This window comes from Streptomyces sp. NPDC058231 (genome assembly GCF_042882275.1).
Classification (GTDB): domain Bacteria; phylum Actinomycetota; class Actinomycetes; order Streptomycetales; family Streptomycetaceae; genus Streptomyces.
In genome coordinates this window covers 69657-92124 of the sequence record NZ_JBHVWN010000005.1, presented here as the reverse complement: position 1 = coordinate 92124, position 22468 = coordinate 69657, and the positions used below count along the sequence as shown (strand labels likewise).

At 71.4% G+C, this 22468-nt stretch carries 20 protein-coding genes, 4 tRNA genes, 1 other RNA gene and 1 pseudogene; 11 read left to right on the top strand and 15 right to left on the bottom strand.

What is annotated here, in order from left to right; genetic code table 11:
• Positions 1–71: 71 nt before the first annotated feature.
• Complete coding sequence (locus ACFVXE_RS05315; protein ID WP_389669360.1) at positions 72–1493, bottom strand: ATP-binding protein; 1422 nt, start codon at positions 1491–1493, stop codon at positions 72–74.
• A gap of 328 nt (positions 1494–1821) precedes the next feature.
• Here ACFVXE_RS05315 and ACFVXE_RS05310 point away from each other — a divergent pair, with 328 nt between their 5' ends.
• Together ACFVXE_RS05310 and ACFVXE_RS05305 are read left to right on the top strand one after the other, a co-directional pair.
• The gene (locus tag ACFVXE_RS05310; protein WP_389669358.1) at positions 1822–2439 is read left to right on the top strand and encodes a DUF6232 family protein; all 618 of its coding nucleotides are present in this window, start codon (positions 1822–1824) and stop codon (positions 2437–2439) included.
• Positions 2436–2795: a hypothetical protein gene (locus tag ACFVXE_RS05305; protein WP_389669356.1), complete on the top strand. Its 360-nt coding sequence runs from the start codon at positions 2436–2438 to the stop codon at positions 2793–2795. The genes ACFVXE_RS05310 and ACFVXE_RS05305 overlap by 4 nt, the downstream gene beginning before the upstream one ends.
• A gap of 76 nt (positions 2796–2871) precedes the next feature.
• Here the strand turns inward: ACFVXE_RS05305 and ACFVXE_RS05300 are convergent, their stop codons facing one another.
• Positions 2872–3450, bottom strand: a complete 579-nt coding sequence (locus ACFVXE_RS05300; RefSeq protein WP_389669355.1) for a TetR/AcrR family transcriptional regulator — start codon at positions 3448–3450, stop codon at positions 2872–2874.
• A 92-nt stretch (positions 3451–3542) separates the two neighbouring features.
• On the opposite strand from ACFVXE_RS05300, the gene ACFVXE_RS05295 reads away from it, so the two are divergent.
• Complete coding sequence (locus tag ACFVXE_RS05295; RefSeq protein ID WP_389669353.1) at positions 3543–4358, top strand: SDR family oxidoreductase; 816 nt, start codon at positions 3543–3545, stop codon at positions 4356–4358.
• A gap of 189 nt (positions 4359–4547) precedes the next feature.
• Positions 4548–5411 carry a haloalkane dehalogenase gene (locus ACFVXE_RS05290; protein ID WP_389669351.1) on the top strand — a complete coding sequence of 288 codons (864 nt, stop codon included), beginning with the start codon at positions 4548–4550 and terminating at the stop codon, positions 5409–5411.
• A 356-nt stretch (positions 5412–5767) separates the two neighbouring features.
• Here the strand turns inward: ACFVXE_RS05290 and ACFVXE_RS05285 are convergent, their stop codons facing one another.
• Positions 5768–6502, bottom strand: a complete 735-nt coding sequence (locus tag ACFVXE_RS05285; RefSeq protein ID WP_389669349.1) for a TetR/AcrR family transcriptional regulator — start codon at positions 6500–6502, stop codon at positions 5768–5770.
• 222 nt (positions 6503–6724) lie between these two features.
• Here ACFVXE_RS05285 and ACFVXE_RS05280 point away from each other — a divergent pair, with 222 nt between their 5' ends.
• On the top strand, positions 6725–7300 hold the full coding sequence (locus ACFVXE_RS05280) for an SRPBCC family protein (RefSeq protein WP_389669347.1): 576 nt from the start codon (positions 6725–6727) through the stop codon (positions 7298–7300).
• A 117-nt stretch (positions 7301–7417) separates the two neighbouring features.
• On the opposite strand, the pseudogene ACFVXE_RS05275 reads toward ACFVXE_RS05280, so the two are convergent.
• The 4 genes and pseudogenes from ACFVXE_RS05275 to ACFVXE_RS05260 all read right to left on the bottom strand — a co-directional run.
• Positions 7418–7630, bottom strand: a pseudogene (locus ACFVXE_RS05275) (hypothetical protein); the annotation flags it as partial.
• Between the two features lie 109 nt (positions 7631–7739).
• The gene (locus ACFVXE_RS05270; protein WP_389669345.1) at positions 7740–8162 is read right to left on the bottom strand and encodes a PIN domain nuclease; all 423 of its coding nucleotides are present in this window, start codon (positions 8160–8162) and stop codon (positions 7740–7742) included.
• Positions 8159–8374, bottom strand: a complete 216-nt coding sequence (locus tag ACFVXE_RS05265) for a type II toxin-antitoxin system VapB family antitoxin (RefSeq protein WP_389669343.1) — start codon at positions 8372–8374, stop codon at positions 8159–8161. Before ACFVXE_RS05265 ends, ACFVXE_RS05270 begins: the two co-directional genes overlap by 4 nt.
• Before the next feature lie 525 nt (positions 8375–8899).
• A tRNA-Ser gene (locus ACFVXE_RS05260) sits at positions 8900–8987 on the bottom strand.
• A 109-nt stretch (positions 8988–9096) separates the two neighbouring features.
• On the opposite strand from ACFVXE_RS05260, the gene ffs reads away from it, so the two are divergent.
• The 6 genes from ffs to ACFVXE_RS05230 all read left to right on the top strand — a co-directional run bounded on the left by ffs (position 9097) and on the right by ACFVXE_RS05230 (position 17629).
• Positions 9097–9193: signal recognition particle sRNA small type (ffs, locus tag ACFVXE_RS05255), an RNA gene on the top strand.
• A 115-nt stretch (positions 9194–9308) separates the two neighbouring features.
• Complete coding sequence (locus tag ACFVXE_RS05250; protein ID WP_389669341.1) at positions 9309–11513, top strand: DNA polymerase III subunit gamma and tau; 2205 nt, start codon at positions 9309–9311, stop codon at positions 11511–11513.
• An 80-nt stretch (positions 11514–11593) separates the two neighbouring features.
• Entirely contained in the window at positions 11594–12844 is a 1251-nt protein-coding gene (gene purD / locus ACFVXE_RS05245; RefSeq protein WP_389669340.1) for a phosphoribosylamine--glycine ligase, read from the top strand.
• A 280-nt stretch (positions 12845–13124) separates the two neighbouring features.
• Complete coding sequence (locus tag ACFVXE_RS05240) at positions 13125–14885, top strand: hypothetical protein (protein ID WP_389669338.1); 1761 nt, start codon at positions 13125–13127, stop codon at positions 14883–14885.
• 272 nt (positions 14886–15157) lie between these two features.
• Positions 15158–16621, top strand: a complete 1464-nt coding sequence (locus ACFVXE_RS05235) for a N,N-dimethylformamidase beta subunit family domain-containing protein (RefSeq protein ID WP_389669336.1) — start codon at positions 15158–15160, stop codon at positions 16619–16621.
• Positions 16622–16729: 108 nt separating this feature from the next.
• Positions 16730–17629 (top strand): phosphoribosylaminoimidazolesuccinocarboxamide synthase, encoded by a 900-nt coding sequence (locus ACFVXE_RS05230; RefSeq protein ID WP_389669335.1) that lies wholly within the window; start codon positions 16730–16732, stop codon positions 17627–17629.
• Positions 17630–17677: 48 nt separating this feature from the next.
• Here ACFVXE_RS05230 and ACFVXE_RS05225 read toward each other — a convergent pair.
• The 8 genes from ACFVXE_RS05225 to ACFVXE_RS05190 all read right to left on the bottom strand — a co-directional run bounded on the left by ACFVXE_RS05225 (position 17678) and on the right by ACFVXE_RS05190 (position 22183).
• Positions 17678–17750 (bottom strand) — tRNA-Gly (locus tag ACFVXE_RS05225).
• Positions 17751–17772: 22 nt separating this feature from the next.
• Entirely contained in the window at positions 17773–18393 is a 621-nt protein-coding gene (locus ACFVXE_RS05220; protein ID WP_389669333.1) for a response regulator, read from the bottom strand.
• Positions 18390–19640 (bottom strand): sensor histidine kinase, encoded by a 1251-nt coding sequence (locus tag ACFVXE_RS05215; RefSeq protein WP_389669532.1) that lies wholly within the window; start codon positions 19638–19640, stop codon positions 18390–18392. Before ACFVXE_RS05215 ends, ACFVXE_RS05220 begins: the two co-directional genes overlap by 4 nt.
• Before the next feature lie 20 nt (positions 19641–19660).
• Positions 19661–20431 (bottom strand): ABC transporter permease, encoded by a 771-nt coding sequence (locus ACFVXE_RS05210; RefSeq protein ID WP_389669331.1) that lies wholly within the window; start codon positions 20429–20431, stop codon positions 19661–19663.
• Positions 20428–21351 (bottom strand): ABC transporter ATP-binding protein, encoded by a 924-nt coding sequence (locus ACFVXE_RS05205; protein ID WP_389669329.1) that lies wholly within the window; start codon positions 21349–21351, stop codon positions 20428–20430. Before ACFVXE_RS05205 ends, ACFVXE_RS05210 begins: the two co-directional genes overlap by 4 nt.
• 146 nt (positions 21352–21497) lie before the next feature.
• Positions 21498–21570 (bottom strand) — tRNA-Gly (locus ACFVXE_RS05200).
• Positions 21571–21651: 81 nt separating this feature from the next.
• Positions 21652–21723, bottom strand: a tRNA-Gly gene (locus ACFVXE_RS05195).
• A gap of 124 nt (positions 21724–21847) precedes the next feature.
• Complete coding sequence (locus ACFVXE_RS05190) at positions 21848–22183, bottom strand: Lsr2 family protein (protein WP_389669328.1); 336 nt, start codon at positions 22181–22183, stop codon at positions 21848–21850.
• Positions 22184–22468 lie beyond the last annotated feature (285 nt).

Here is a 22468-nt window from a genome sequence, read left to right as displayed (position 1 = left end):
CGTGAGGGCGACACGGCGAACGCGCGCCGGCCGCCGTTCCCCCGGGCACCGGTCGCCGGTCGCCGTTCCGGTCAGGGTCTGCGCCAGGCGCCGATCAGCTCCTCCGGCCCGTACGACGCGTGCAGCCCGGAACAACTCACTCCGTTGCGGGAGACCGCCACGAGCGGCAGTGGATCGTCGGTGACCGCCGCCCGGTGCTTCTGCAGCGCCGCCAGGTCGTGGCTGTCGAATGCTGAGTTCTCCAGCCACTTGACCGAGCCGAGGAAGAGCAGCCGCTTGGCCACCGGCTGCCGGTCGGCGCCCACCAGGTCGATCTCGACGTCATTGCTGCGGGTCCAGTAACCACCGATCGCCGGCGCGGCGGGCAGGGCGTCGTCCGGCAGCAGGCGGGCGAGGGATTCACGGACGAGCGGCTCGACGGCGCGGCCGCGCCAGCTCGTCCACCGTTCCTCGATCCGGCTCAGCGTGAGATCGCCCCGCATCCGTTCGATCTCGGCCATGTGCGGATCGACGAACGCCAGCCAGAACCGCAGGTACGGGTCGGCCACCCGGTAGCGGCGTTCCTTGGACGGCCGCAACGAGAGCGGCAGTTCGGCCGCCACCACGCGCTTCTCGGTCAGGACGTCCGTGGCTCTGGTGAGGGTGGTGTGGGCGATGCCGCCGGCGGCGCGCGCGATGTTGGTGAAGGTCCGCTCCCCCGTCCCGATGGCCCGCAGCACCTCACGGGCCATCGCCTGCGGTGGGAACTCCGCGGCCAGTGAGCGTTCGGCGGAGACCAGCAGTGCCGAGAGCGGGTTGTCCAGCGAGTCGCGGAGGAACTCCCAGACGGTCGCTCCGGACCGCCACTCCGAGCAGATCAGCGGCAGTCCGCCGGTGACCAGAGCGGCGTCGAGGGCGGCCGCCGGTGGCAGGCCGAGCATCTCGCCGATGTCCGCCGGGTTCAGCGGGCCCACGACCATCTCGCGCCCCCGCTGGTGGAACGGGCGGTCGTAGCTGTCCAGCGCCTCCATCATCGAGAGGTCGGAACCGACCAGGAGAAGAAGCACGGGCTTTCGGCTGAGCAGCCGGTCCCACGACCGTTGCAGCATGCCCTCGAAGGCGTCGATGCGGTCCATGAGGTACGGGACCTCGTCGATGACGACCACGCTCGGACTGTCGTCGGGCAGGACTTCCGCGAGCAGCCTGAAGGCCGCGTTCCACTGACCCGGGGCCTCCTCGGCGAACAGGCCCCGGTCCGGAAGCGTGGAGGTGGCGACGGCGTCGAGCAGTTCGGCCAGTTCGTCGGCGGCCGAACCGCCGGCCGCGGTGAAGAAGAGAGAGGGCGCCCCGGTGCGCCCGAGGAACTCCTCGACGAGGCTGGACTTGCCGACCCGCCGTCTTCCGCGCATGAGGACGCACCGGCCGGGTTTGGCCGAACCGGTGGCTTCGCGGACTTCCTGGAAGGCGTTGCGGAGCATGTTCAGCTCCCGGTCCCGTCCGATGAAACGGCGCACGGCACACCCCTCCGGCAATGGTGACAGTGGAGATAGTATCGCCACCGATACTATCTCTGAGGGGGAAGTCTCCGCCTCCGTCCGGCGGGTCGGGTCGGGCGCGACCGGCCGAGGTGTCCGGTGGCCCGGGCTTCGGTCGGGCCGGCCCGCGCGGCGGAGAGCCGAGGCGCTAACGGCGTCGGCCGTAGACGCTCTGGAAGTGTCAACTCCCTTTAATTTCAGCTGACTTGATGAAACGCAAACTTGTAGTGGACATGCACCAAGTGCTTTATGGTGCCTATCAACCACGGGTGGTTACTCACATCGCTTCGACCTCAGGGGGAACGGCATGGAGCCAAACGATCCGGCGGAGCGGCCGTGGAACACCCCGCCGCCGATGCCGCCGATGCCCCCTCCGCTCCTGCGTGGCGCCGACGTCGACCTGCGGGTCAGCAAGCGGCTGCTATGGATCGGCGGCGCCGCGTATCCGCTGCAGAACATCGCCCGGGTGCACACGCTCACCATCCATCCCAGGCGCAAGGAAGCCGTCGTCACCTTCTGCAGGAATGTCGCGATCACGCTGGCGGTCGCGGTCGCCCTCACGATCCTCGGCGCCGCGGCCACCCTGGGCAGTGAGGACGCGGGCAGCGGGATCGTCACCTTCACCTGGATCGTCGGCGCGGCGGCGCTGGTCTACTTCCTCGCGGAGCTGATCTCCGTGCTGTCGGCGCATTCGTACTACGTCCTGGCCGTCGAGACGTCCGGCCCGTCCACCGCGGTGGTGACCAGCCCCGACCGGGAGCACCTGAACCAGCTCGTCGGCCGCATCGCCCACGCGATCGAGAATCCCGAGAACGAGTTCCAGGTGAAGGTCGAGAGCATCACGGTCAGCCCCAGGAACTACTACTTCGGGGACAACGTCAACATGTACGGCGGCAGCGGAAACGTGGGGATGGCGGGCGCGTGAGCGGCGACAGCTACTACTTCGGCGACAACGTGAACATGCACGGCGGCCAGGGCAACACCGGCATGATCAAGAACCAGGCGCCGGCCGCGGACGCCGCGCCGGTGTCTCCCGCCCTGCAGTCCGCCGTCGAGGAACTGCTCCGGCTGGCCCAGGAGCTCCGTGACCGGGTCCCACCGGCCGGCGCCCAGGTCATCGACGACTCCCTGGCGGACATCGGCCCCGCCGAGAACGCGCCGTCGCAGGACGGACACCGGGCGCTGATGGCCGTCGCCGGCATAGCGGCGACGGTCGGCGCCGTCGGCCAACCCGTCCTGGACGCCGTCAACAAGGTCCTCGAACTGCTGGGCGCGCGGTAGGACGGCACCGGCCGGCGGCTCCGGGTGGCCGGGAACGGCCCCGGGGGCGCTGGTGTTGCGGAGGCCCGGCGGTGCGTCAGGCGAGCGAGTCGATCCAGCGCTCCAGGCGCCGCCCCTCGGCCGCCATGAGGCCGGGGTCGCGGAGCGTGTTGGTGAGCAGGGAGATCCCCTGGTACGCGGCGACCAGGGCGACCGCGAGTTCACGGGAGTCGTCGCGTCCCATCGCCCGGAACTGCTGCTCGGCCCAGTCGATGAGGGCCTTGACGACCTGGGCGATCGCCTGGTCGAGGCCGTCCGCCCGCTTGTCGAGCTCCGAGGCCAGGGTGCCGGTGGGGCAGCCGTACCGGGCCGTGAGCTCGCGCTGCTCGATCCAGCCGCCCAGGAGGGCTTTCAGCCGGTCCTGGGGGGTGGGGAGCGTGTCGAGTGCGCCGGTGACGGCCCGCAGGCTCTCCGCCTGCGCGTCGATCGCCGCCTCGACCAGCTCGTTCTTCGTCTTGAAGTAGTAGTAGACGTTCCCGACCGGGACGTCCGCCGCACGGGCGATGTCGGCGAGTGTGGTCTGTTCGACGCCCTGCTCGTGCAGCACCCGGGCTGCGGCGGCCGCCAGCCTTTCCCGCTTGCCCGGGGAGCGCGGAGCACTTTTTGAGTGAGTCACCTGACTGACTGTAGACGGACGGCGCGGTGTGGGCTACGGTTCAGGCAAGTTAGTTAGTCAACTAACTCACTCGCTCACCCGTGGGAGATCTCATGATTGTTGTGACAGGTGCGACCGGGAACGTCGGTCAGGAGCTCGTGCGGATCCTCGTCGAGGGCGGCGAGCAGGTCACCGCCGTCTCGCGGCGACCGGCGCCGCTGCCCGACGGGGTGCGGCACCTGCCGGCCGACCTCGCCGACCCGCAGAGCCTGCGCGCCGCCCTCGACGGGGCCGACGCGCTGTTCCTGCTCGTCGCGGGCGACGATCCGCAGAGCATCCTCGACCTCGCCGCGGCCGGCGGAGTGCGGCGCGTCGTCCTGCTCTCCTCCCAGGGCGCCGGGACGCGGCCGGAGGTGTACCGGCACCCTGCGGCGTTCGAGGACGCGGTGCGCCGGTCGGGCCTCGACTGGACGATCCTGCGCTCGGGAGGTCTGAACACCAACGCCTTCGCATGGGCCGGGACGATCCGCGCCCGGCGCACGGCCACCGCGCCGTTCGCCGATGTCGGACTGCCCACCGTCGATCCGGCGGACATCGCCGAGGTCGCGGCCGCGGTCCTGCGCGGGAGCGGCCACACGGGCCGTACGTACGACCTCACCGGACCCGGCCTGCTCACCCCGCGGGATCGGGTCCGGGCGATCGGCGACGCTCTGGGCACGGAGCTGCGGTTCATCGAGCAGACCCGCGACGAGGCGCGCGCGCAGATGCTGGAGTTCATGCCCGAACCGGTCGTGGAGGGCACTCTCGCCATCCTCGGCCGGCCGCTCCCCGCCGAACAGGAAGTGAGCCCCGCCGTCGAGCACATCCTCGGCCGGGCGCCGCGCACCTTCGCCGACTGGGCCGTCCGTACCGCCCCGGCCTTCCGGTGACCTCCGGGTCCGGCCCGACGGCGGGCTCTCCCGCGAGCCGGACCCGGCTGCTTCGATCGCCGCGTCCGTCGCGGCCATCGCGACCGCGATGCGTCCCGACACGGCGCCGCGCGGTTTGCCCGTCCGTACTGCCCGTCCGTAGTGCCGGGGCCACGCCGCCGGCCCCGACATCCGACAGGACCAGTCGCCATGCCCGTTCAGCCTGTACTCGACTCGACCATGTTCCACCGGGAGCGCGGCGCCGGTGCGCCGATGGTCTTCCTGCACGGCAATCCCGCCTCATCCCACCTGTGGCGGGACGTCCTCCCCGCCGTCGGCGGACCGGGCCGCCTGCTGGCTCCGGATCTGATCGGCATGGGTGAGTCGGGCAAGCCCGGCATCGCCTACACGTTCGCCGACCAGGCCCGTTATCTGGACGCCTGGTTCGACGCGCTCGGGCTCGAGGGCGTGGTGCTGGTCGGACACGACTGGGGAGGCGCGCTGGCCTTCGACTGGGCCTCTCGCCATCCCGACCGGGTACGCGGCGTCGCGTTCACCGAGACCATCGTCAAGCCGATGACCTGGGAGGAGTTCCCCGAGGGCGGCCGACCGCTGTTCCGGGCGATCAAGACACCGCAGGTGGGCGAGGCCATGATCCTCGTAGACAACGCCTTCATCGAGCAGGCGCTGCCCGGCACGGTCGCCTCCCCTCTCGACCCGGCCGATCTGGACGTCTACCGCCGTCCGTACCCCACCGAGGAGAGCCGTCGCCCGTTGCTCCAGTGGGCGCGGTCGATGCCGCTGGGAGGTGAACCCGCCGATGTGGTCGCCAGGATCCAGGCGTACGACAAGTGGCTGACGACGAGCAGGGACGTACCCAAACTGCTGCTCACCTTCGCCCCCGGCCCCGGCGTCATGATGGGGCCGGCGATCGTCGACTGGTGCGCGCGGAACATCGCCGGTCTGGAGATCGACCGCCACTCCGGGGTCGCCGGACACCACACCCCGGAGGACCAGCCCCTCGCCGTCGCCACAGCTCTCGCCGACTGGGCGGACCGCCATCACCTCCGCTGACGGCGACGGGCGACGACTCGCCCGGAGCCGCGGCCGGGTCGAGCCGTACCGCGTCCGGCCCGGGAGGCGGCGGTCCGCGGCGCGGCGGCTCTGCCGGAGGCCGGCTCGCCGGTGGCGGCCGGACGGAGCCCGGTGGGCGTCGGCTCGATCGACTGGGCGGGGTCGCGGGAAGCCCCACTCGCCGACGGCCGGGGCTTCGAGCCCGAGCGGCTCGGAGAAGATCATGGCCTTCACGCGGACACGCAGGGCGTGGATGCCGCGCAGGGCGTGCAACGGCGAGAACCACAGGGAGCGGATCAGCACGCTTCGAACCCCACCTGGGGAGCCGCCGCCGAGTCGCCCTGTCGGCCGGTCGGTCAGGCGAGCCGGAAGCTGTCGGCGAGCGTGTGCATCTCCACGTCGAGCAGCACGCGCGGCTCGTGGCCCATGCCGCTGAACTGCCCCTCGACCTCCAGGCTCACCACTCCGTGCATACGGGTCCACGCCATGACGGCCCCGGCCAATGCGTAGCCCGCACGGTCCATGCCGCCCGGCGCCTCGACGTACTGCGCGACCCAGTCGGCGACGGCCGGGTCCTGGCGCACCCAGTCGGTCATCTGCTCGACGACCGGGAGGACCGCGGGGCCGGGCTGCGCGGATGCGAAGAGCGGGAGGAACGGCCCCAGCGCCGCACGTGCCTGCGCGAGGGTCTCCGGTGGGGCGGTGTAGCCGGGCAGCGGTGATCCGGCGATCAGCAGGTAGCGGTGGGGCTGTTGTACGGCCCAGGCCCGGTAGGTGCCCGCCAGGGACAGCAGCCGATGGCGGAGGGCGTGGTTCGCGGACTCCTCCGCGGTCTCCCCGACGGCCGCAGCGAGGTCCTGGTACGCGTCGGCGATGAGAACCCCGAGCAGGTCGTCCCGGCCGGCGAAGTAGCGGTACAGGGCGGGGCCGGAGAGCTCCAGCTCCTTGGCGATCCGGGTGAGGGCGATCGCCGGGATGCCGCCCTCGGCCAGCTGGCGCAGGGCGATCTCCTTGATCTCCGCGCGTGTCTGCTCCCGGTACCGGGCGCGTGGGCCCCCGGTCGTCTTCTTCGCTCCCGCAGCCTGATCCATGCGATTCATCGTAGCTCGCGTTCTTCGGCCTAACTGTTGCGAGAGGTGTTGCCCTGTCCGGTCCGTGTCGAGCGCGGCTGCCGGCGGCGCGGTCGATGGCAGATTGCGCTACTGAATAACTCTAGTTACAGTCTCTAACGTAAGCGAGTGGCAGTAACTGCCGCTGGCTCTCATCCGCTCCCGGCGGATGCCCTCTGCGGTCCCTCACGAAGGAAACTCGCCATGCGCACTGCCGTTGCCGCCCCGCTCGTCGCCCTCGCCGCGACTCTGCTCGTCGCCGCCGCTCCGGGCGACGGCACGTCGTACGACCGGTCGCACAAGACTCCGTCCAGCCGGTCGCTCACCTGCTCCGGCGTGCATGTGGACGAGGCCGCACCGGTGATCACCCGCAAGAGCACCGTGATCCACGCACCGCTGCGGACCATCTGGAAGGTGCAGACGGGTGTCGAGGAGTGGCCCGGCTGGCAGCCCGACGTCACCTCGTCGGTCAAGGACACGCCGGGCCGGCTGCGGTCCGGCTCGGTGTTCCGCTGGGAGACCCAGGGCCTCGACATCACGTCCACCGTCAAGCAGGTCGAGCGCGGAAAGTGCCTGGCCTGGGGAGGTCCCGCCCAGGGAATCGACGCCGTCCATGTGTGGACCTTCACCCCCACCGGGGACGGGGTGGTCGTGCGCACCGAGGAGTCCTGGACCGGCGCACCGGTCGTGGCCGACACCGCCGCGCTGCAGAGCGCCCTCGACGCATCCCTCCAGAACTGGGTGGACAACCTCAAGCACGCGAGCGAAAACCGCTCCTGACCGCGCGCGTTGGCCGGCCCCCACCGGCCGTGCCGATGCCGGTCGTTGTCCCGGCCGGCCCGACCCGCGCCTCGGCCCGTGCGCCCGGAATTCAGTGGCGGACCGAAGTCCGAGCCACACCGGCACGGTGTGGTGTTCCTCACGCGCCGGGTCGGCGAGGATCACTTGGGGATCGCTGTAGCCGGGGCGCCGCCCGCTGTCCTCGGGCGGGCACGCCCCGGCACCGTCCATGCAGTACGGACAGTGGAGCCCGACTGATGACGATACGAGATTCGAACTCGTGAGGGGTTGCCCCCAACCAACACGCTTTCCAAATGTTCGCTCCGGCATTCGGGGACGGTCACGGGCGTGCCGACCTGTGGCGGAGCCAGCGGCTACAGGCGCGCCGAACTGTGGTGTACGCCTGCGAATGAGACCAGAACTGAGACCGGACGCGCGTTCATTTGCCAGCCCCCGGGCCGTACCACTGCATGGCTTGGCCGGTGATGGCGGCGATGCATTCGAAGTCGTGGTCTCGGTGCAGGAGGGTTAGCCCCTGGAGTTCCGCGGTGGCGGCAACGACGAGGTCAACAGCTCCTGCACTACGGTGCTGACCGCGCTGGGTCAGCAGCTCCTGAACCTGCCAGGCGCGGTCGTACGCGCGGTCATCGACAGGCACCCAGCCGAACAGCAGCCGCATGTCCTCGATGCCGCGCGCACGGTCTGCGGCGGAGCGGGCGCCGTAGAAGAACTCCAGCTCGGTAATAGGGCAGGTTGCGATGAGCCCTGCCGTGGCTGCCTGATCCCAGCCGTACTGTTCGGCGTCGTCGCGGAAGAATCGGGCGAGCGCGCTGGTGTCGATCAGGAACTGAGCCGCGCTCACCGCCGGTAGTCCCTCTTGTCCTCGAAGGCATCCAGATCGAAGCCACCCTCGCCCGCTGCGGCCCGCAGCCGAGTGAGAGCGAGAGCCCGTCGGCGGTTCTCGAGCACCTCGCGTAGGGCGGTGTTGACCGTCTCCTTCTTGGTGCCGGTCCCCAGCGCCTGAGCCACGTCGGCCAGCAGTTCGTCGTCGAGGTCGATCACTGTGCGACTCATCGAGTACCTCCGGTGATATCAGCTCGTGCAATAAGTATATCTCATTGGATATCCAGACGTCTCAAGCGGGCATCTGGCGAACACCTCGGCAGCCGCCACCCGGGGTGCTGCGGTGAACCACCACACGGGGTGGCCCTCGCGGTCGGTCGCGTGCGCACAGTGGGCCGGGGGTGAGCGTTACTCCGTGCATCACCATGCTCACCGCCCGGAGGTCCTCTGTCTGCATCAGAAAGGAGGCCTTTTGTGATCTTCGCCCACAAGGTGACGACGCTATCGGCCACGGCTCGGGTCCGATCGCTGCTCGCTGGACTCAGGGACGTGCTCCGCGTGTGCACGAAGTCCGCGCGCTTCCGGCGCTGTCGACCACGTCGTGAAGCGGACCGGGTGGAAGTGGCTCAGGACGCCGAGGGGAGCGGACCGGAGGGTCCCGAAGAATCTCGTTGAGACTGCAAGATGAGACCAGGAACGTCGAAGGCCCCCGCAGCTAGCTGCGGGGGCCTTCGACGTATTGCCCGGTGAGAGCAATGGCGGAGGATACGAGATTCGAACTCGTGAGGGGTTGCCCCCAACACGCTTTCCAAGCGTGCGCCCTAGGCCACTAGGCGAATCCTCCGCGGCAAACAATACAAGACGTTGAGGAGTGCTCGCGAACCCGTTCCCCGGGGAGCGGTCGGGAGGGTGTGCGGGTGGACTCGGCGGGGTGGGGATCGGCTAAGGTGGGCGTCAGCCCCTCACGTGGCGCTATCTGACTGAACTCCCCCAGGGCCGGAAGGCAGCAAGGGTAGGTTGGCTCTGGCGGGTGCGTGGGGGGCCCTTGTATGTCCGGGGTGCGGCGTGATTCCCGGTGGCCCGTGGCGCTGTACGTCCGGCCCCGCCGCCGGTGGTGTGCCCGGACCGGGACCGCTTGTCAGTCGGCCCCGATAACCTCGTAGGTGTGTCGTCCCTTGCGCTGTACCGCCGCTATCGCCCCGAGTCGTTCGCCGAGGTCATCGGGCAGGAGCATGTCACTGACCCGCTGCAGCAGGCCCTGCGGAACAACCGGGTCAATCACGCGTACCTGTTCAGCGGTCCGCGCGGTTGCGGCAAGACGACCAGTGCACGGATCCTCGCCCGCTGCCTGAACTGCGAGCAGGGCCCCACACCGACGCCGTGCGGGGTGTGCCAGTCCTGCCAGGACCTCGCGCGCAACGGCCCGGGATCGATCGACGTCATCGAGATCGACGCCGCGTCCCACGGTGGCGTGGACGACGCCCGTGATCTGCGCGAGAAGGCGTTCTTCGGGCCGGCGTCGAGTCGTTACAAGATCTACATCATCGACGAGGCGCACATGGTCACCTCGGCGGGGTTCAACGCCCTGCTGAAGGTGGTCGAGGAGCCGCCGGAGCACCTCAAGTTCATCTTCGCGACCACCGAGCCCGAGAAGGTCATCGGCACCATCCGGTCGCGTACGCACCACTACCCGTTCCGTCTCGTGCCGCCGGGGACGCTGCGCGAGTATCTCGCCGAGGTCTGCGGCAAGGAGCACAGCTTCGTCGAGGACGGTGTGCTGCCGCTGGTCGTGCGGGCCGGTGCAGGGTCCGTGCGTGACTCGATGTCGGTCATGGACCAGCTGCTGGCCGGCGCGGGCGACGACGGTGTGACATACGCCATGGCGACCTCGCTGCTCGGCTACACGGACGGGTCGTTGCTCGACTCCGTCGTGGAAGCCTTCGCGGCGGGCGACGGGGCCGCGGCGTTCGAGGTCGTGGACCGGGTGATCGAGGGCGGCAACGACCCGCGGCGCTTCGTCGCCGACCTGCTGGAGCGGCTGCGCGACCTGGTGATCCTGGCGGCCGTGCCGGACGCCGGGGAGAAGGGGCTGATCGACGCTCCGGCCGATGTGGTCGAGCGGATGCAGGCCCAGGCGGCCGTCTTCGGCGCCGCCGAGCTGAGCCGCGCCGCCGACCTGGTGAACGAAGGGCTCACGGAGATGCGCGGGGCGACCTCGCCGCGTCTCCAGGTCGAGCTGATCTGCGCCCGGGTGCTGCTGCCCGCCGCCTTCGACGACGAGCGCTCGCTGCAGGCCCGGCTGGACCGGCTGGAGCGGGGCGCCTCGTTCGCGTCCGCCGGGGCCGGCCCTGCCATGGGGTACGTACCGGGGCCGGAGGCGCAGGCTCATGCGCCCGCCGCCGCGATTCCGCCGGGTGGCGGGGTTGCCGCCGCGCGGGCCGCCGCACGGGGGGACGCCCCCGAGACCGCGCCCGCCGGACCCGTCGCGCCCGTCCAGCCCGCGCAGTACGCGGCTCCTGCCGCCCCCGCGGCTCCGGTGGCCCCGGCCGCCCAGCCGCCCGCCGAGGCTCCCCCGGGGGGCCAGCGGCCCGGTGCCTGGCCCACCGCCGGCGCGCCGGAGCAGGGGCGCCGTCCGGGCGGCTGGCCGACCGCCTCAGCCCCCGGGCAGCCGGTCGCTCCCGCAGCTCCGGCTCCTGTGGCCCCCAGCCCCGCTGCCACGCCCGCCGCCGCCCCCGCTCCCGGTGCGGGCGAGCCGAGCCCCGGCACGGCCCAGGGCGCCGCTCAGGTGCGGAACATGTGGCCGGACATCCTGGAGGCCGTGAAGAACCGGCGCCGGTTCACCTGGATCCTGCTCAGCCAGAACGCCCAGGTCACCGGGTTCGACGGGACCACCCTGCAGATCGGTTTCCTCAACGCGGGTGCCCGTGACAACTTCGCGAGCAGCGGCAGCGAGGACGTGCTGAAGCAGGCGCTCGCCGAGCAGTTCAACATGCAGTGGAAGGTCGAGGCGATCGTCGACCCGTCGGGCGGCGCGGGACTGCCCCCGCAGACCGGCGGCGGCAGGCCGTCCGCCGCGTCGGCGCCGCAGCGTCAGGCCGCGCCCGCCCCGCAGCAGTACGAGTCCCGGCCCGCACCGGCTCAGCATCAGCAGCCGGGCGGCGGCGGCGCTTCCGCGGCTGCGCCCGCCCCCCAGCCGCACAGCGCCCCCCAGCAGCCGTACAGCGCCGCCGAGCCGCCGCGTCCGGTCGCCCCGGAGGACGACATCCCGGAGGAGGACGACCCGGATCTGGTCGACTCGGCGCTCTCCGGGCACGACCTGATCGTCCGGGAGCTGGGTGCCACGGTCGTCGAGGAGTTCACCAACGAGTAGCGCGGGCGGAGACCCGCTCCGGCCGTCCACGGAGCGGCGTCCGTCGAGGCCGCGGCGGACCGGCGGCTAGGCTGCACCCCGTGAAGGTCCTCGTCATCGGCGGCGGCGCCCGCGAACACGCCCTGTGCCGCTCTCTCTCCCTCGACCCCGATGTCACCGCTCTGTACTGCGCTCCCGGCAACGCCGGCATCGCAGAGGTGGCCGAACTGCACCCGGTCGACGCACTCGACGGCGCCGCCGTCGCGCGCCTCGCCACCGAACTGGGCGCCGAGCTGGTGGTCGTCGGCCCGGAGGCCCCGCTTGTCGCCGGGGTCGCCGACGCCGTGCGCGCCGCCGGCATCCCCTGCTTCGGCCCCTCCGGCGAGGCGGCCCAGCTGGAGGGCTCCAAGGCGTTCGCCAAGGACGTCATGGCCGGAGCCGGTGTCCCCACCGCCCGCAGCTATGTCTGCACCAACCCCGCGGAGGTCGACGCGGCCCTCGATGCCTTCGGCGCCCCGTACGTCGTCAAGGACGACGGACTCGCCGCAGGCAAGGGAGTCGTCGTCACGGACGACCTCGACACGGCCCGCGCCCACGCGCTGGCCTGCGACCGCGTGGTCATCGAGGAGTTCCTCGACGGCCCCGAGGTGAGTCTCTTCGCGATCACCGACGGCACCACCGTGCTGCCGCTCCAGCCCGCCCAGGACTTCAAGCGCGCCCTCGACGGCGACGAGGGCCCGAACACCGGCGGCATGGGCGCGTACTCCCCGCTCCCGTGGGCGGATCCCAAGCTGGTCGACGAGGTCATGCAGTCGGTCCTGCAGCCGACCGTCGACGAGCTCCGCCGCCGCGGTACGCCCTTCTCGGGCCTGCTGTACGCGGGCCTCGCGATCACCTCGCGCGGCGTCCGGGTCATCGAGTTCAACGCCCGCTTCGGCGACCCGGAGACCCAGGTGGTCCTGGCCCGCCTGAAGACCCCGCTGGCCGGTGTCCTGCTGGGCTCCGCCAACGGCACGCTCGACACGCTGCCCCCGCTGACGTGGCACGACGACGCCGCGGTCACCGTGGTCATCGCCTCGCACAACTACCCGGACACGCCGCGGACGGGCGACCCGATCGGCGGCCTCGAGGACGTCGCGGCGCAGGACGCCCCGCACGCGTACGTCCTGCACGCCGGGACCAGGCGGGACGGCGACGCGATCGTCAGCGCCGGCGGCCGTGTGCTGTCCGTGACCGCGACGGGCAAGAACCTCGCCGCCGCCCGGGAGCGCGCCTACACGGCGGCTGCCCGGATCCGGCTCGACGGGTCGCAGCTCCGCACGGACATCGCCCGGAAGGCCGCCGAGGGCTGACCGGCCCGTTTCCGTACACCCACGTCGCCCCCTCCGGCCCCGGGCCCGAGGGGGCGACGTATGCCTGTGCCCTATGGAAACCGGCGCGTCAGCACCTTTACCCAAAGCCATTCCATCGAGTGACGGCTAGGCCATCTGGATGACGCCCGCCGAGGCCCCAACTAGGGTGCGGCGCAAGCATTCCGGCACTTGGCTCACCGGCATTGCGATGTCGGTGGTGGGTGCCACAGTGGGGGAGTGAGCACTACCGCCGCGGGGGCAGAGGGGGTGACGTCCGGCCGTGTCCGGTACAGGTACGGGTGAGGAGCTGGGCGCGCAGGCTGCGCGCGCCCGGGCTCTCGCGCTGTTGCGCATCCGCAGCAGGGCGACCGCAGTGGCGCTGCTGCCGGCGGCGGTGGCGGTCGTGCTGCTCGTCGCGGGCGCGCAAGGGCATATCGGTGGCGCCGGCTGGGACGCCGCGCGCTGGGCCGTGACGGCCTGCGCGGTGGTCGTGCTGCTGGGCGCCGCGGCGGTCTCGGTCGCGATCCGGCGGGCGAGACCGGCGGTCAGCCCGACGGTCCCGCTCACCGAGCAGTCCGCCCCCGATCTCTACCGACTGGTCCGGGACCTGGCCGACCGGCTCGGCGTGCCCGCGCCGTCGGCCATAGCCCTCACACCGGACTGCGACAGCTGGCTCGAGGACCGCAGCCATCCCTCCGTGCAGCCCGCGGAGAGCGGTGCGGCACGCGCCGTGGCCCGGCGCGCCGTCCGTGGGGGCCGTCGTCATCGTGTGCCGGCGGCGCCCGTGCTGATCATCGGTTCGCCGTTCCTGTGGTGGATGCGGGTCGCGGAGCTACGGGCGGTGCTCGCGCCGGTCGTCGCGGGCACGGGCCCGTCCGCGCACCCCGACATAGCAGCTGCCCGCCGTTTCGTACGCGGGCTGGACGGAGCGGTGGCCGACGCGGCTCTCCCCGCCGCCGCGCGCGGTCCGTTCGCGTCGGTGCGCAGGGTGCCGCGCGGCGTGGTCGGGTGGATCGCCCGGCTGCTGCTCCGCAGCTGTCGTGGCCATGCTGCGGCGATGGAGCGGGGGGTGGCCGCCGCCGCGTCGGAGCGTGCACAGACTGTGGACTACGGGCTGCGGATCGTCGCCCAGGAGCAGGTGGGTCTCGCCTATGCCGGCTGGGACCGGCTGCTCACCCGTGTCGCGCTGCCCGCCTGGCGGATGGGCCGCTGGCCCTCCCGGCTCGACGCGGGCGTCGTCTCCGCCCTCACCGAACTCTCCCGGCGCGACCGGCTGGCCGAGGGCTTCACCTCACGTCTCGGTGAGCGCCCCGCCTGCGATCTCCTGGAGGAGCCCGGTGTGGCCGACGAGGCGGCCTCGCTGCTGGCCGCCCGGCTCTTCCACGGCGGCCCCGCGGAGACCGGTCCCGACTGGTCCCCGGTCGACTGGCAGCAGTATCCGGAGGAGGTCGTCGACCGTAAGTGGCGTACCGAAGCCGCCCGTCTGCACCGCGTCCTCGCCTCCATGGGCGAATCCGTGCCGCCCGCGCAGGGAACGAACGGAACGCACCCTGCCGGTCCCGCGGACGCCGCCGTCCCCACACTGGCCCGGGTCGTCGAGCATCTGGCCGAGCGCACCGGGCACGCCGAGGCGCTGGCGGCCGGGATCAGCGCCGCGGTGGCCCGTGAGGAGGCTGCGGCACCGCAGCCCCCGAAGGGCTCCGAACCGGGCGCCCCGGCAGCCGGCGCGTCCGGCTCGGACGTCCTGGACTTCTGGGGCCCCGACCCGCTGCCGCTCTTCCCGCTCCAGCCGCCGCGCACGGGCACGGAACTGCTCGCCGACCACGTCGCGGCGATGGTCTGCTGCGCCGCCGTGGACACGGCAGGTGCGGCGCCCGGCCTGGACTGGCTCGACGGGCCCGCCCTGCTGGTCGACGGCGAGCGGCGGGCGGATCTGGGCAGCCCCGTCCTCAGCCTGGTCGAGGACGGCGACGCCGGACCGCTGCGTTCCTGGCTCGCCTCGGTCGGCGTCCGCACCGACAAACCCGTCCGCCTCGTCTGACCCAGGGGGCACCCTGTTCCCGGAGACCTATGGTCCCCGACCCGTCGCCGGCCCCGTACCCGGAAGAGAACGTCCCCGTTCCCGTCGATTAACGACGAACGGTGACGAAGTGCATGCGTTATGTGATGTGCTGGGTATAGGCCCTGCCATTCAGCGGCACCGGGAACGTGGCCGGCGCGACCGGGGGTGAGACGGGTCGCTGCCGGTGGGTGGTCTCCATGGGGTGCCGACGCACCACTGTCGCTCCGTGGGACCCGAGGGAGGGAAGCGCCATGGGAGCGGAGCAGATTCGGCGATGGGAGTCGGGTGCGCTCGCGCATGCCGTCTCCGACCCCTTCGGCCAGGGCCCCCTGCCCTGGCTCCGGGGCAGCGAGAACTACTTCGACGCCACCGGCCAGGTCGTCCCCTGGTACGCCGATCCCACGCTGGCCCGCGGTTCGACCGGCGGCGGCACCCGTACCGCCGACGACGTGCACCGCCAGATCAAGGGCTTCATCTCGTCCGGCGCGGCGGCCCCCGGCGAGGCGATCGACTTCCACATCACGGTGGACCCGCCCCAGCAGTTCTCCGTGGACATCTACCGGATCGGCCACTACGGGGGCGACGGCGCTGCCAAGATCACCACCAGCCCGCGGCTCTCCGGCATCGTCCAGCCCGCCCCGCTCACCGCCGACCGCACGGTCTCCTGCCACCACTGGTGGCAGTCCTGGCGGCTGCAGATCCCCACGTACTGGTCGATCGGCGCCTATGTCGCCGTCCTGACCACGGTCGACGGCTACCGCTCCCACATTCCGTTCACGGTCCGCGACGACCACCCGGCCGATCTGCTGCTCGTGCTGCCGGACATCACCTGGCAGGCGTACAACCTCTATCCCGAGGACGGACGTACCGGCGCCAGCCTCTACCACGCCTGGGACGAGCAGGGCCGGCTGCTCGGCGAGGAGGACGCCGCGGTCACGGTCTCCTTCGACCGCCCGTACGCGGGCGCGGGGCTGCCGCTCCACGTCGGCCACGCCTACGACTTCATCCGCTGGGCCGAGCGGTACGGCTACGACATCGCGTACGCCGACACCCGCGATCTGCACGCGGGCCGGATCGACACCAGCCGCTACCGGGGCCTGGTCTTCCCGGGCCACGACGAGTACTGGTCGGTCCCGATGCGCCGCACCGCGGAGGCGGCGCGCGACGGCGGGACCTCGCTCGTCTTCCTCTCCGCCAACACCATGTACTGGCAGGTCAGCCTCTCCGCGTCACCGTCCGGTGTCCCGGACCGCCTGCTCACCTGCCGCAAACGCCGGGGTCCGGGCAGGCCCGCTCTCTGGCGCGAGGTCGACCGGGCCGAGCAGCAGCTGCTCGGCATCCAGTACGCGGGCCGGGTCCCCGACCCCCACCCGCTGGTCGTACGGAACGCCACCCACTGGCTCTGGGACGCGACCGGGGCCGGTGAGGGCGACGAGATCGACGGGCTGGTCGCGGGCGAGGCCGACCGCTACTTCCCGCGCACCACGCTTCCGGAGCACGACAACCGGATCCTGCTCGCCCACTCCCCGTACCAGGACGGCGAAGGCGTCACCCGCCACCAGGAGACCTCCCTCTACCGCGCCCCGTCCGGTGCCCTCGTCTTCGCCTCCGGCACCTTCGCCTGGTCCCCGGCGCTGGACCGCCCCGGCCATGTGGACACCCGCATCCAGCGGGCCACCGCCAATCTCCTCGACCGCATCTGCAAACGCGACTGAGGAGCACCGGACACGCCACGGACGGTGCCGGAACACCCCGCTCCACCCCAGCCCATCCGGATACGGGAGAATCGGAACCACTCCTGGATCAACCTACGCGGAGGCAGCGTGTCCGGATTTGTAGAAAAGCCCGAGCCGGTGGTGGTCCCCGGACTCACCCACCTCCACACCGGCAAGGTGCGGGAGCTGTACCGGAACGAGGCGGGCGACCTCGTCATGGTCGCCAGCGACCGCATGTCCGCGTACGACTGGGTCCTGCCCACCGAGATCCCCGACAAGGGCCGCGTCCTCACCCGGCTCTCGCTGTGGTGGTTCGACCAGCTCGCCGATCTCGTCCCGAACCATGTCCTGTCCACCGAGCTCCCCGCCGGCGCCCCCGCGGACTGGGCCGGGCGCACCCTGGTCTGCAAGTCGCTGCGGATGGTCCCGGTCGAGTGCGTCGCCCGCGGCTATCTCACCGGCTCGGGCCTCGCCGAGTACGACGCGTCCCGTACGGTCTGCGGACTCGCCCTCCCCGAGGGCCTGGTCGACGGTTCCGAACTTCCGGAGCCGATCTTCACCCCGGCCACCAAGGCGGCAGTCGGCGACCACGACGAGAACGTCTCGTACGAGGAGGTGGCCCGCGAGGTCGGCGAGGAGACCGCGTCGCTGCTGCGTCGCACCACCCTCGACGTCTACGCCCGGGCCCGTGACATCGCGCGTGAGCGCGGCATCATCCTCGCGGACACCAAGTTCGAGTTCGGCTTCGACGGCGAGAACCTGATCATCGCGGACGAGGTGCTGACTCCGGACTCGTCCCGCTTCTGGCCGGTCGCCGGCTGGGAGCCGGGCAGGGCGCAGCCGTCGTACGACAAGCAGTTCGTGCGTGACTGGCTGACCTCGCCGGCCTCCGGCTGGGACCGCACGAGCGAGCAGCCGCCCCCGGCGCTGCCGCAGGAGATCGTCGACGCGACCCGGTCGAAGTACCTGGAGGCGTACGAGCTCCTCACCGGCGAGAGCTGGTCGTAGCAGACGAAGAAGGCCCCGGTCGCAGGACCGGGGCCTTCTTCGTAACGGAGCGAACGACGAGGTTCGAACTCGCGACCTCAACCTTGGCAAGGTTGCGCTCTACCAGCTGAGCTACGTTCGCATGCGCCGAAGCGCGATGCCTACTATACCCATCCTCGCTCCCGCGCGAGACGCACCGCCGCGTGGCGGTTCTCCGCGCCGAGCTTCGACGCGGCCGCGGAGAGGTAGTTCCGTACGGTTCCCGGCGACAGCGAGGCCCGCTCCGCGATCTGCGCGACCGGCGCCCCGTCCGCCGCCAGCTCCAGCACCTCGGCCTCGCGGGCGGTCAGCGGCGAGTCCCCGGCGGAGATCGCGTCGGCCGCCAACTCCGGGTCCACATAACGGTTTCCGGCGTGCACGGTACGGATGATGCCGGCCAGCTGCCGGGCGCTGACCGTCTTCGGGACGAACGCCCGCACGCCCGCCGCGAGCGCCCGCTTCAGATGTCCGGGGCGGCCGTGACTCGTCACGATCATGGTCCGGCAGCCGGGCAGTTCGGCCCGCAGCGATGTGGCCACACTCACACCGTCGGCGCCCGGCATCTCCAGATCGAGGACCGCGACATCGGGCCGGTGGGCGCGCGCCATGGCGAGTGCCTCCGGACCGGTCGCCGCCTCCGCGACCACCACGAGGTCGTCCTCCAGCGCGAGCAGCGCGGCCAGCGCGCCCCGGATCAGATGCTCGTCGTCCGCGAGCAGCACCCGTACCGTCTGCGCGTCCCTCATAGTTCCTCCCGCAAGGGGGCCGTACGCGGCCGCGGCACCGGAATGGTCGCCGTCAGCCGGAAGAGTCCGTTCCCCGCCGGACCCGCGTCCAGCGAACCGTCCAGCGTGCCCAGCCGCTCCCGCAGTCCGGCCAGCCCGGAGCCGCCCGCGCCGGCCTTCGCCGCCACCTCCGCGCCGTCGTTCTCCATGTCCAGCACCACCGCGTCGGCGGTCGCGCCGAGCCGGATCGTGCAGCGCCGCGGATCGCCGTGCCGCAGCACGTTGGTCGCCGCCTCCCGTACGACCCAGCCGAGTGCCGACTGCACGGGTGCGGGCAGGCCCGCACCGGCGTCCCCCTCGATGCCGCACTCGATCCCCGCCGCCTGCAACACGCTCTGTGCCCCAGCGAGTTCCGTGCGCAGATCCGTCTCCCGGTAGCCCCGTACCACCTCGCGGATCTCCTGCTGGGAGGCGCGGGCGATCCGCTGCACCTCCACCATCTGGTCCACGGCCTGCGGCCTGCCGCGCTGTGCCAGCTCCACCGCCAGCTCGCTCTTCAGCGCGATCACGGCGAGATTGCGTCCCAGCACGTCGTGCATGTCCCGGCCGAACCGCAGCCGCTCCTCGGCGACCGCCAGCCGCGCCTGTACGTCCCGGGCCTTCTCCGCCTGCCACATCACGCTCAGACTCCAGACGCTGGGCCGTACGGACACCAGGACCAGCAGGCACCCGAACAGGGTCACCGGGACCACCCCGGCCAGCACGCCGCCGCGCAGCCCGGCCGCGGCGAAGAGACCGGTGGTCAGTGCCGTCAGGACCAGGGACTGGACCAGGAAAGTGCGGACCGGGACGAGCAGCACCTGTGTGGTCGCGAGCGCCATCGGCGCGTTGATGACCAGGAGGAGCAGCCCGTCGTCGTCGATGCCGCCCACACCGCACAGCGCCGCCGGCAGTCCCAGCCCCAGCACCAGCAGCACCAGCGGCGCCACCAGTCGGCGCCGCGGGAAGACGGACCTGCCGAGGCAGTGGTCGTACGACGGCTTCACGTTCCGGTTGCTCAGCACACACTGCCCGAGGCTCACCAGCAGGAGCGCCCCGCCCAGCGTCAGTGGCAGCGGATCGCGGCGGATGTCCGAGGCGAAGGACGCCAGATCCCACGTCAGTGTGAACATCCAGGGAATCACCGACACCGTGAACTGCGAATAGAGCTCGATCCGCTGGAGTTTGCTGCGCTCCTGCCAGCCGCGTCGCCAGCGCCTTACCCGCATTCCCATCGCACAAGCCCCCCTCAGCGCCGCGGTTCCCAGCGGAACCACCGCTGCACAGCAAACACCGCGAAGCCTGTCCAGGCCAGCGCGCTCATCCCGGCTCGGAGCAGCTCGGCGCCTTCCCCGCCGCCGAGCCAGCCGGTCCGTACGAGTGTCATCACACCGGTCACCGGCAGCAGTTCGCACACCGAGGCCAGCCCGTCCGGCAGCACCTTCAGGGGCACGAAGAGTCCGGAGCCCACCATCGAGACGAGGAACAGCGGCAGGGTGGTGAGCTGGGCGGTCTGGACGGTGCGGGTCATCGCGGAGGTGGCGGCCGCCAGTGCGGTCAGCATCACCGCACCCATCAGCAGACCGGCGGCGAGGAGGTCGGGCCGCCGCGGGCCGCCGAGCCCGAAGGCTGCGGAGCCGACCGAGATCATCAGCGCGGTCTGTGCGAGCGCCAGGGCCAGGGACGGCATCGCGGTCCCGATCAGGATCTCCCGGTCGGACACCTCTCCGGTGCGCAGCCGCTTCAGCACCAGGTCCTCGCGCCGTGCGACGTAGGCGGCGACCAGGTTCATGTAGACGACCTGGATCAGCACCATGCCGACGCCGCCGCTCAGCGCGGCTCCGGCGACGGTCACCCCGGTTCCGGCGAGGTCGGCCGAGTCGAGTGAGGACTTCATCGTCATGACCATCACCACCGGGACGAGCAGTGCGACGAAGACCGCCGTCCTGTTCCGCAGGAGCAGCGTCAGCTCGGCGCGCCCGAGAGCGCTCAGCCGTCCCTGGACCGTCGTGCCGGTCACGCCGCCACCGCCGTTTCCGGGGTCTGCGCGATATCGAGAAATGCCTCTTCGAGCGAGGCCGAACGGGCGTCGAGCCGCAGCAGTTCCACGTCGGACTCCCGCGCCCAGCCGAGCAGTTCGCCCAGCGAGTCCTGCAGCCGGTGGGTGCGGACCTCGATCCGCTGCCCGTCGGCCGCGGCCCGCAGCCCCAGCGGCAGCCGTCCCGCTCCGATCCCCGCGGGCAGCTCGAACCGGATCCGGGCCGGCCGGGAAGCGGTCACCTCGGCGGGCGTGCCCGTCACCACGATCCGGCCCCGGTGCATGATCGCCAGCCGGCCGGCGAGTGACTCCGCCTCCTCCAGGTGGTGCGTGGTGAGCAGGACCGTCGTGCCGCCGCTCCGCAGGGTCCGCACCAGCTCCCAGGTGGCCCGCCGCCCCTCGGCGTCGAGCCCGGTGGTCGGCTCGTCCAGGAACAGCACGTCCGGCCGGCCGAGCAGTGCCAGCGCCAGGTCGAGGCGCCGCTTCTCGCCGCCGGACAGCTGCTTCACCCGTACCCGCGCCCGGGCGGTGAGCCCGACCAGCTCCAGCGCCTCCCCGGCGGGCCGCGCCGCGGTGGTGCAGCCGGCCCACATCCGCAGGGTCTCGGCGACCGTGAGGTCGGACGGGAAGCCGCCCTCCTGGAGCATCACCCCGATCCGGGGACGGACGGCGCAGCGCTCGCGGTACGGGTCGTGGCCGAGCACCCGCACCGTCCCGCCGTCGGGCGCGGCCAGTCCCTCCAGCAGCTCGACGGTGGACGTCTTGCCCGCGCCGTTCGTCCCGAGCAGCGCGAAGACCTCGCCGCGCGCCACGGAGAAGGAGAGCCCGCGGACGGCCTCGAAGCCGCCGGCATAGCGACGGCGCACGCCGGCCGCCTCGATCACGTATTCATCGCTGGTCATGCCCTCAGGCTTCCGCCGGATCGCGGCGCCGAGGAGTGCGAGCTGTCACGACTGCTCATGACAAACGTCATGAGCGGTCGAGGACGAGGCGCCGGAATACGACGAAGGCCCTGGTCGAAATCGACCAGGGCCTTCGAACGAACACGAGCGGACGACGAGATTCGAACTCGCGACCCTCACCTTGGCAAGGTGATGCTCTACCAACTGAGCCACGTCCGCATTGCTGCCGCTCAGCTTTCACTGGGCGGTGCGAACACCACTCTACCTGATCCACCGGAGTGGTCGGAAAGAGCGATGCAGAGCGGGTGACAGGAATTGCACACTGCGCCTTCCCCCTGGAAGGGGGATGTTCTGCTACTGAACTACACCCGCACGCTGCGTGGGGTTCGGCTTCTCGGCCTTGCCCCTCGGCGTGCTCCAGACTCTAGCCGAACTGATGGGGTGTCGCGCAAGTCGGTGCCCGTGGAGTGTCGCCGGGGGTCGGCGCGGGCGCTCCTCAACTCGCCTCGCGGAACGCCTCGTAGACCTTCTTCGGGATCCGGCCGCGGGCCGGCACCTCCATCCGGTGCGAGCGGGCCCAGGCGCGGACGGCCGCCGGGTCGGGGGCGAGCGAGGTGTGCCGGTAGGCGACGGGGGGCTTGCCGCGCTTGCCGGTATTTGTCTGCTTGCGGCCGGCCGCCATGTACGGCGCCAGGGCCTTGCGCAGTTTCTTTGCATTGGACGGATTCAGGTCGATCTCGTACGACTTACCGTCCAGGGCGAAGATGACCGTTTCCGCCGCTGCTCCCCCGTCGATGTCGTCGGAGAGTGTGACCACTACGCGCTGAGCCACGGATATTGGTCCTTTCCTACGGCATCGGCGCACTGGTGGGCGCTGACACCGGCCTTCCGGCTGCTAGGCGGATACGGGTCGACTGTTGTCGACTGATTAGGGGCAATACTGCTTTCCCAGGTAATCATTTGTACAGCGGTAGGTGCCGCATTGTGAAGCCCGGGCAATTACATCCGCGTGTCCGGCTTCTATGTGCGTGCTGTGCGGTTTTTTTCGCCTGGCTTTCCCCGCGTGTTGTCACGGTCTATATCTCCGCGTGATCATGGCCGTTTGATATCTACCCGC

Coding starts and splice junctions, on each gene's coding strand:
- ACFVXE_RS05310 (WP_389669358.1), top strand. CDS start 1,822: ATGGAGCCAAACGATCCGGCGGAGCGGCCGTGGAACACCCCGCCGCCG.
- ACFVXE_RS05295 (WP_389669353.1), top strand. CDS start 3,543: ATGATTGTTGTGACAGGTGCGACCGGGAACGTCGGTCAGGAGCTCGTG.
- ACFVXE_RS05290 (WP_389669351.1), top strand. CDS start 4,548: ATGCCCGTTCAGCCTGTACTCGACTCGACCATGTTCCACCGGGAGCGC.
- ACFVXE_RS05285 (WP_389669349.1), bottom strand. CDS start 6,502: ATGGATCAGGCTGCGGGAGCGAAGAAGACGACCGGGGGCCCACGCGCC.
- ACFVXE_RS05280 (WP_389669347.1), top strand. CDS start 6,725: ATGCGCACTGCCGTTGCCGCCCCGCTCGTCGCCCTCGCCGCGACTCTG.
- ACFVXE_RS05265 (WP_389669343.1), bottom strand. CDS start 8,374: ATGAGTCGCACAGTGATCGACCTCGACGACGAACTGCTGGCCGACGTG.
- ACFVXE_RS05235 (WP_389669336.1), top strand. CDS start 15,158: ATGGGAGCGGAGCAGATTCGGCGATGGGAGTCGGGTGCGCTCGCGCAT.
- ACFVXE_RS05220 (WP_389669333.1), bottom strand. CDS start 18,393: ATGAGGGACGCGCAGACGGTACGGGTGCTGCTCGCGGACGACGAGCAT.
- ACFVXE_RS05215 (WP_389669532.1), bottom strand. CDS start 19,640: ATGCGGGTAAGGCGCTGGCGACGCGGCTGGCAGGAGCGCAGCAAACTC.
- ACFVXE_RS05205 (WP_389669329.1), bottom strand. CDS start 21,351: ATGACCAGCGATGAATACGTGATCGAGGCGGCCGGCGTGCGCCGTCGC.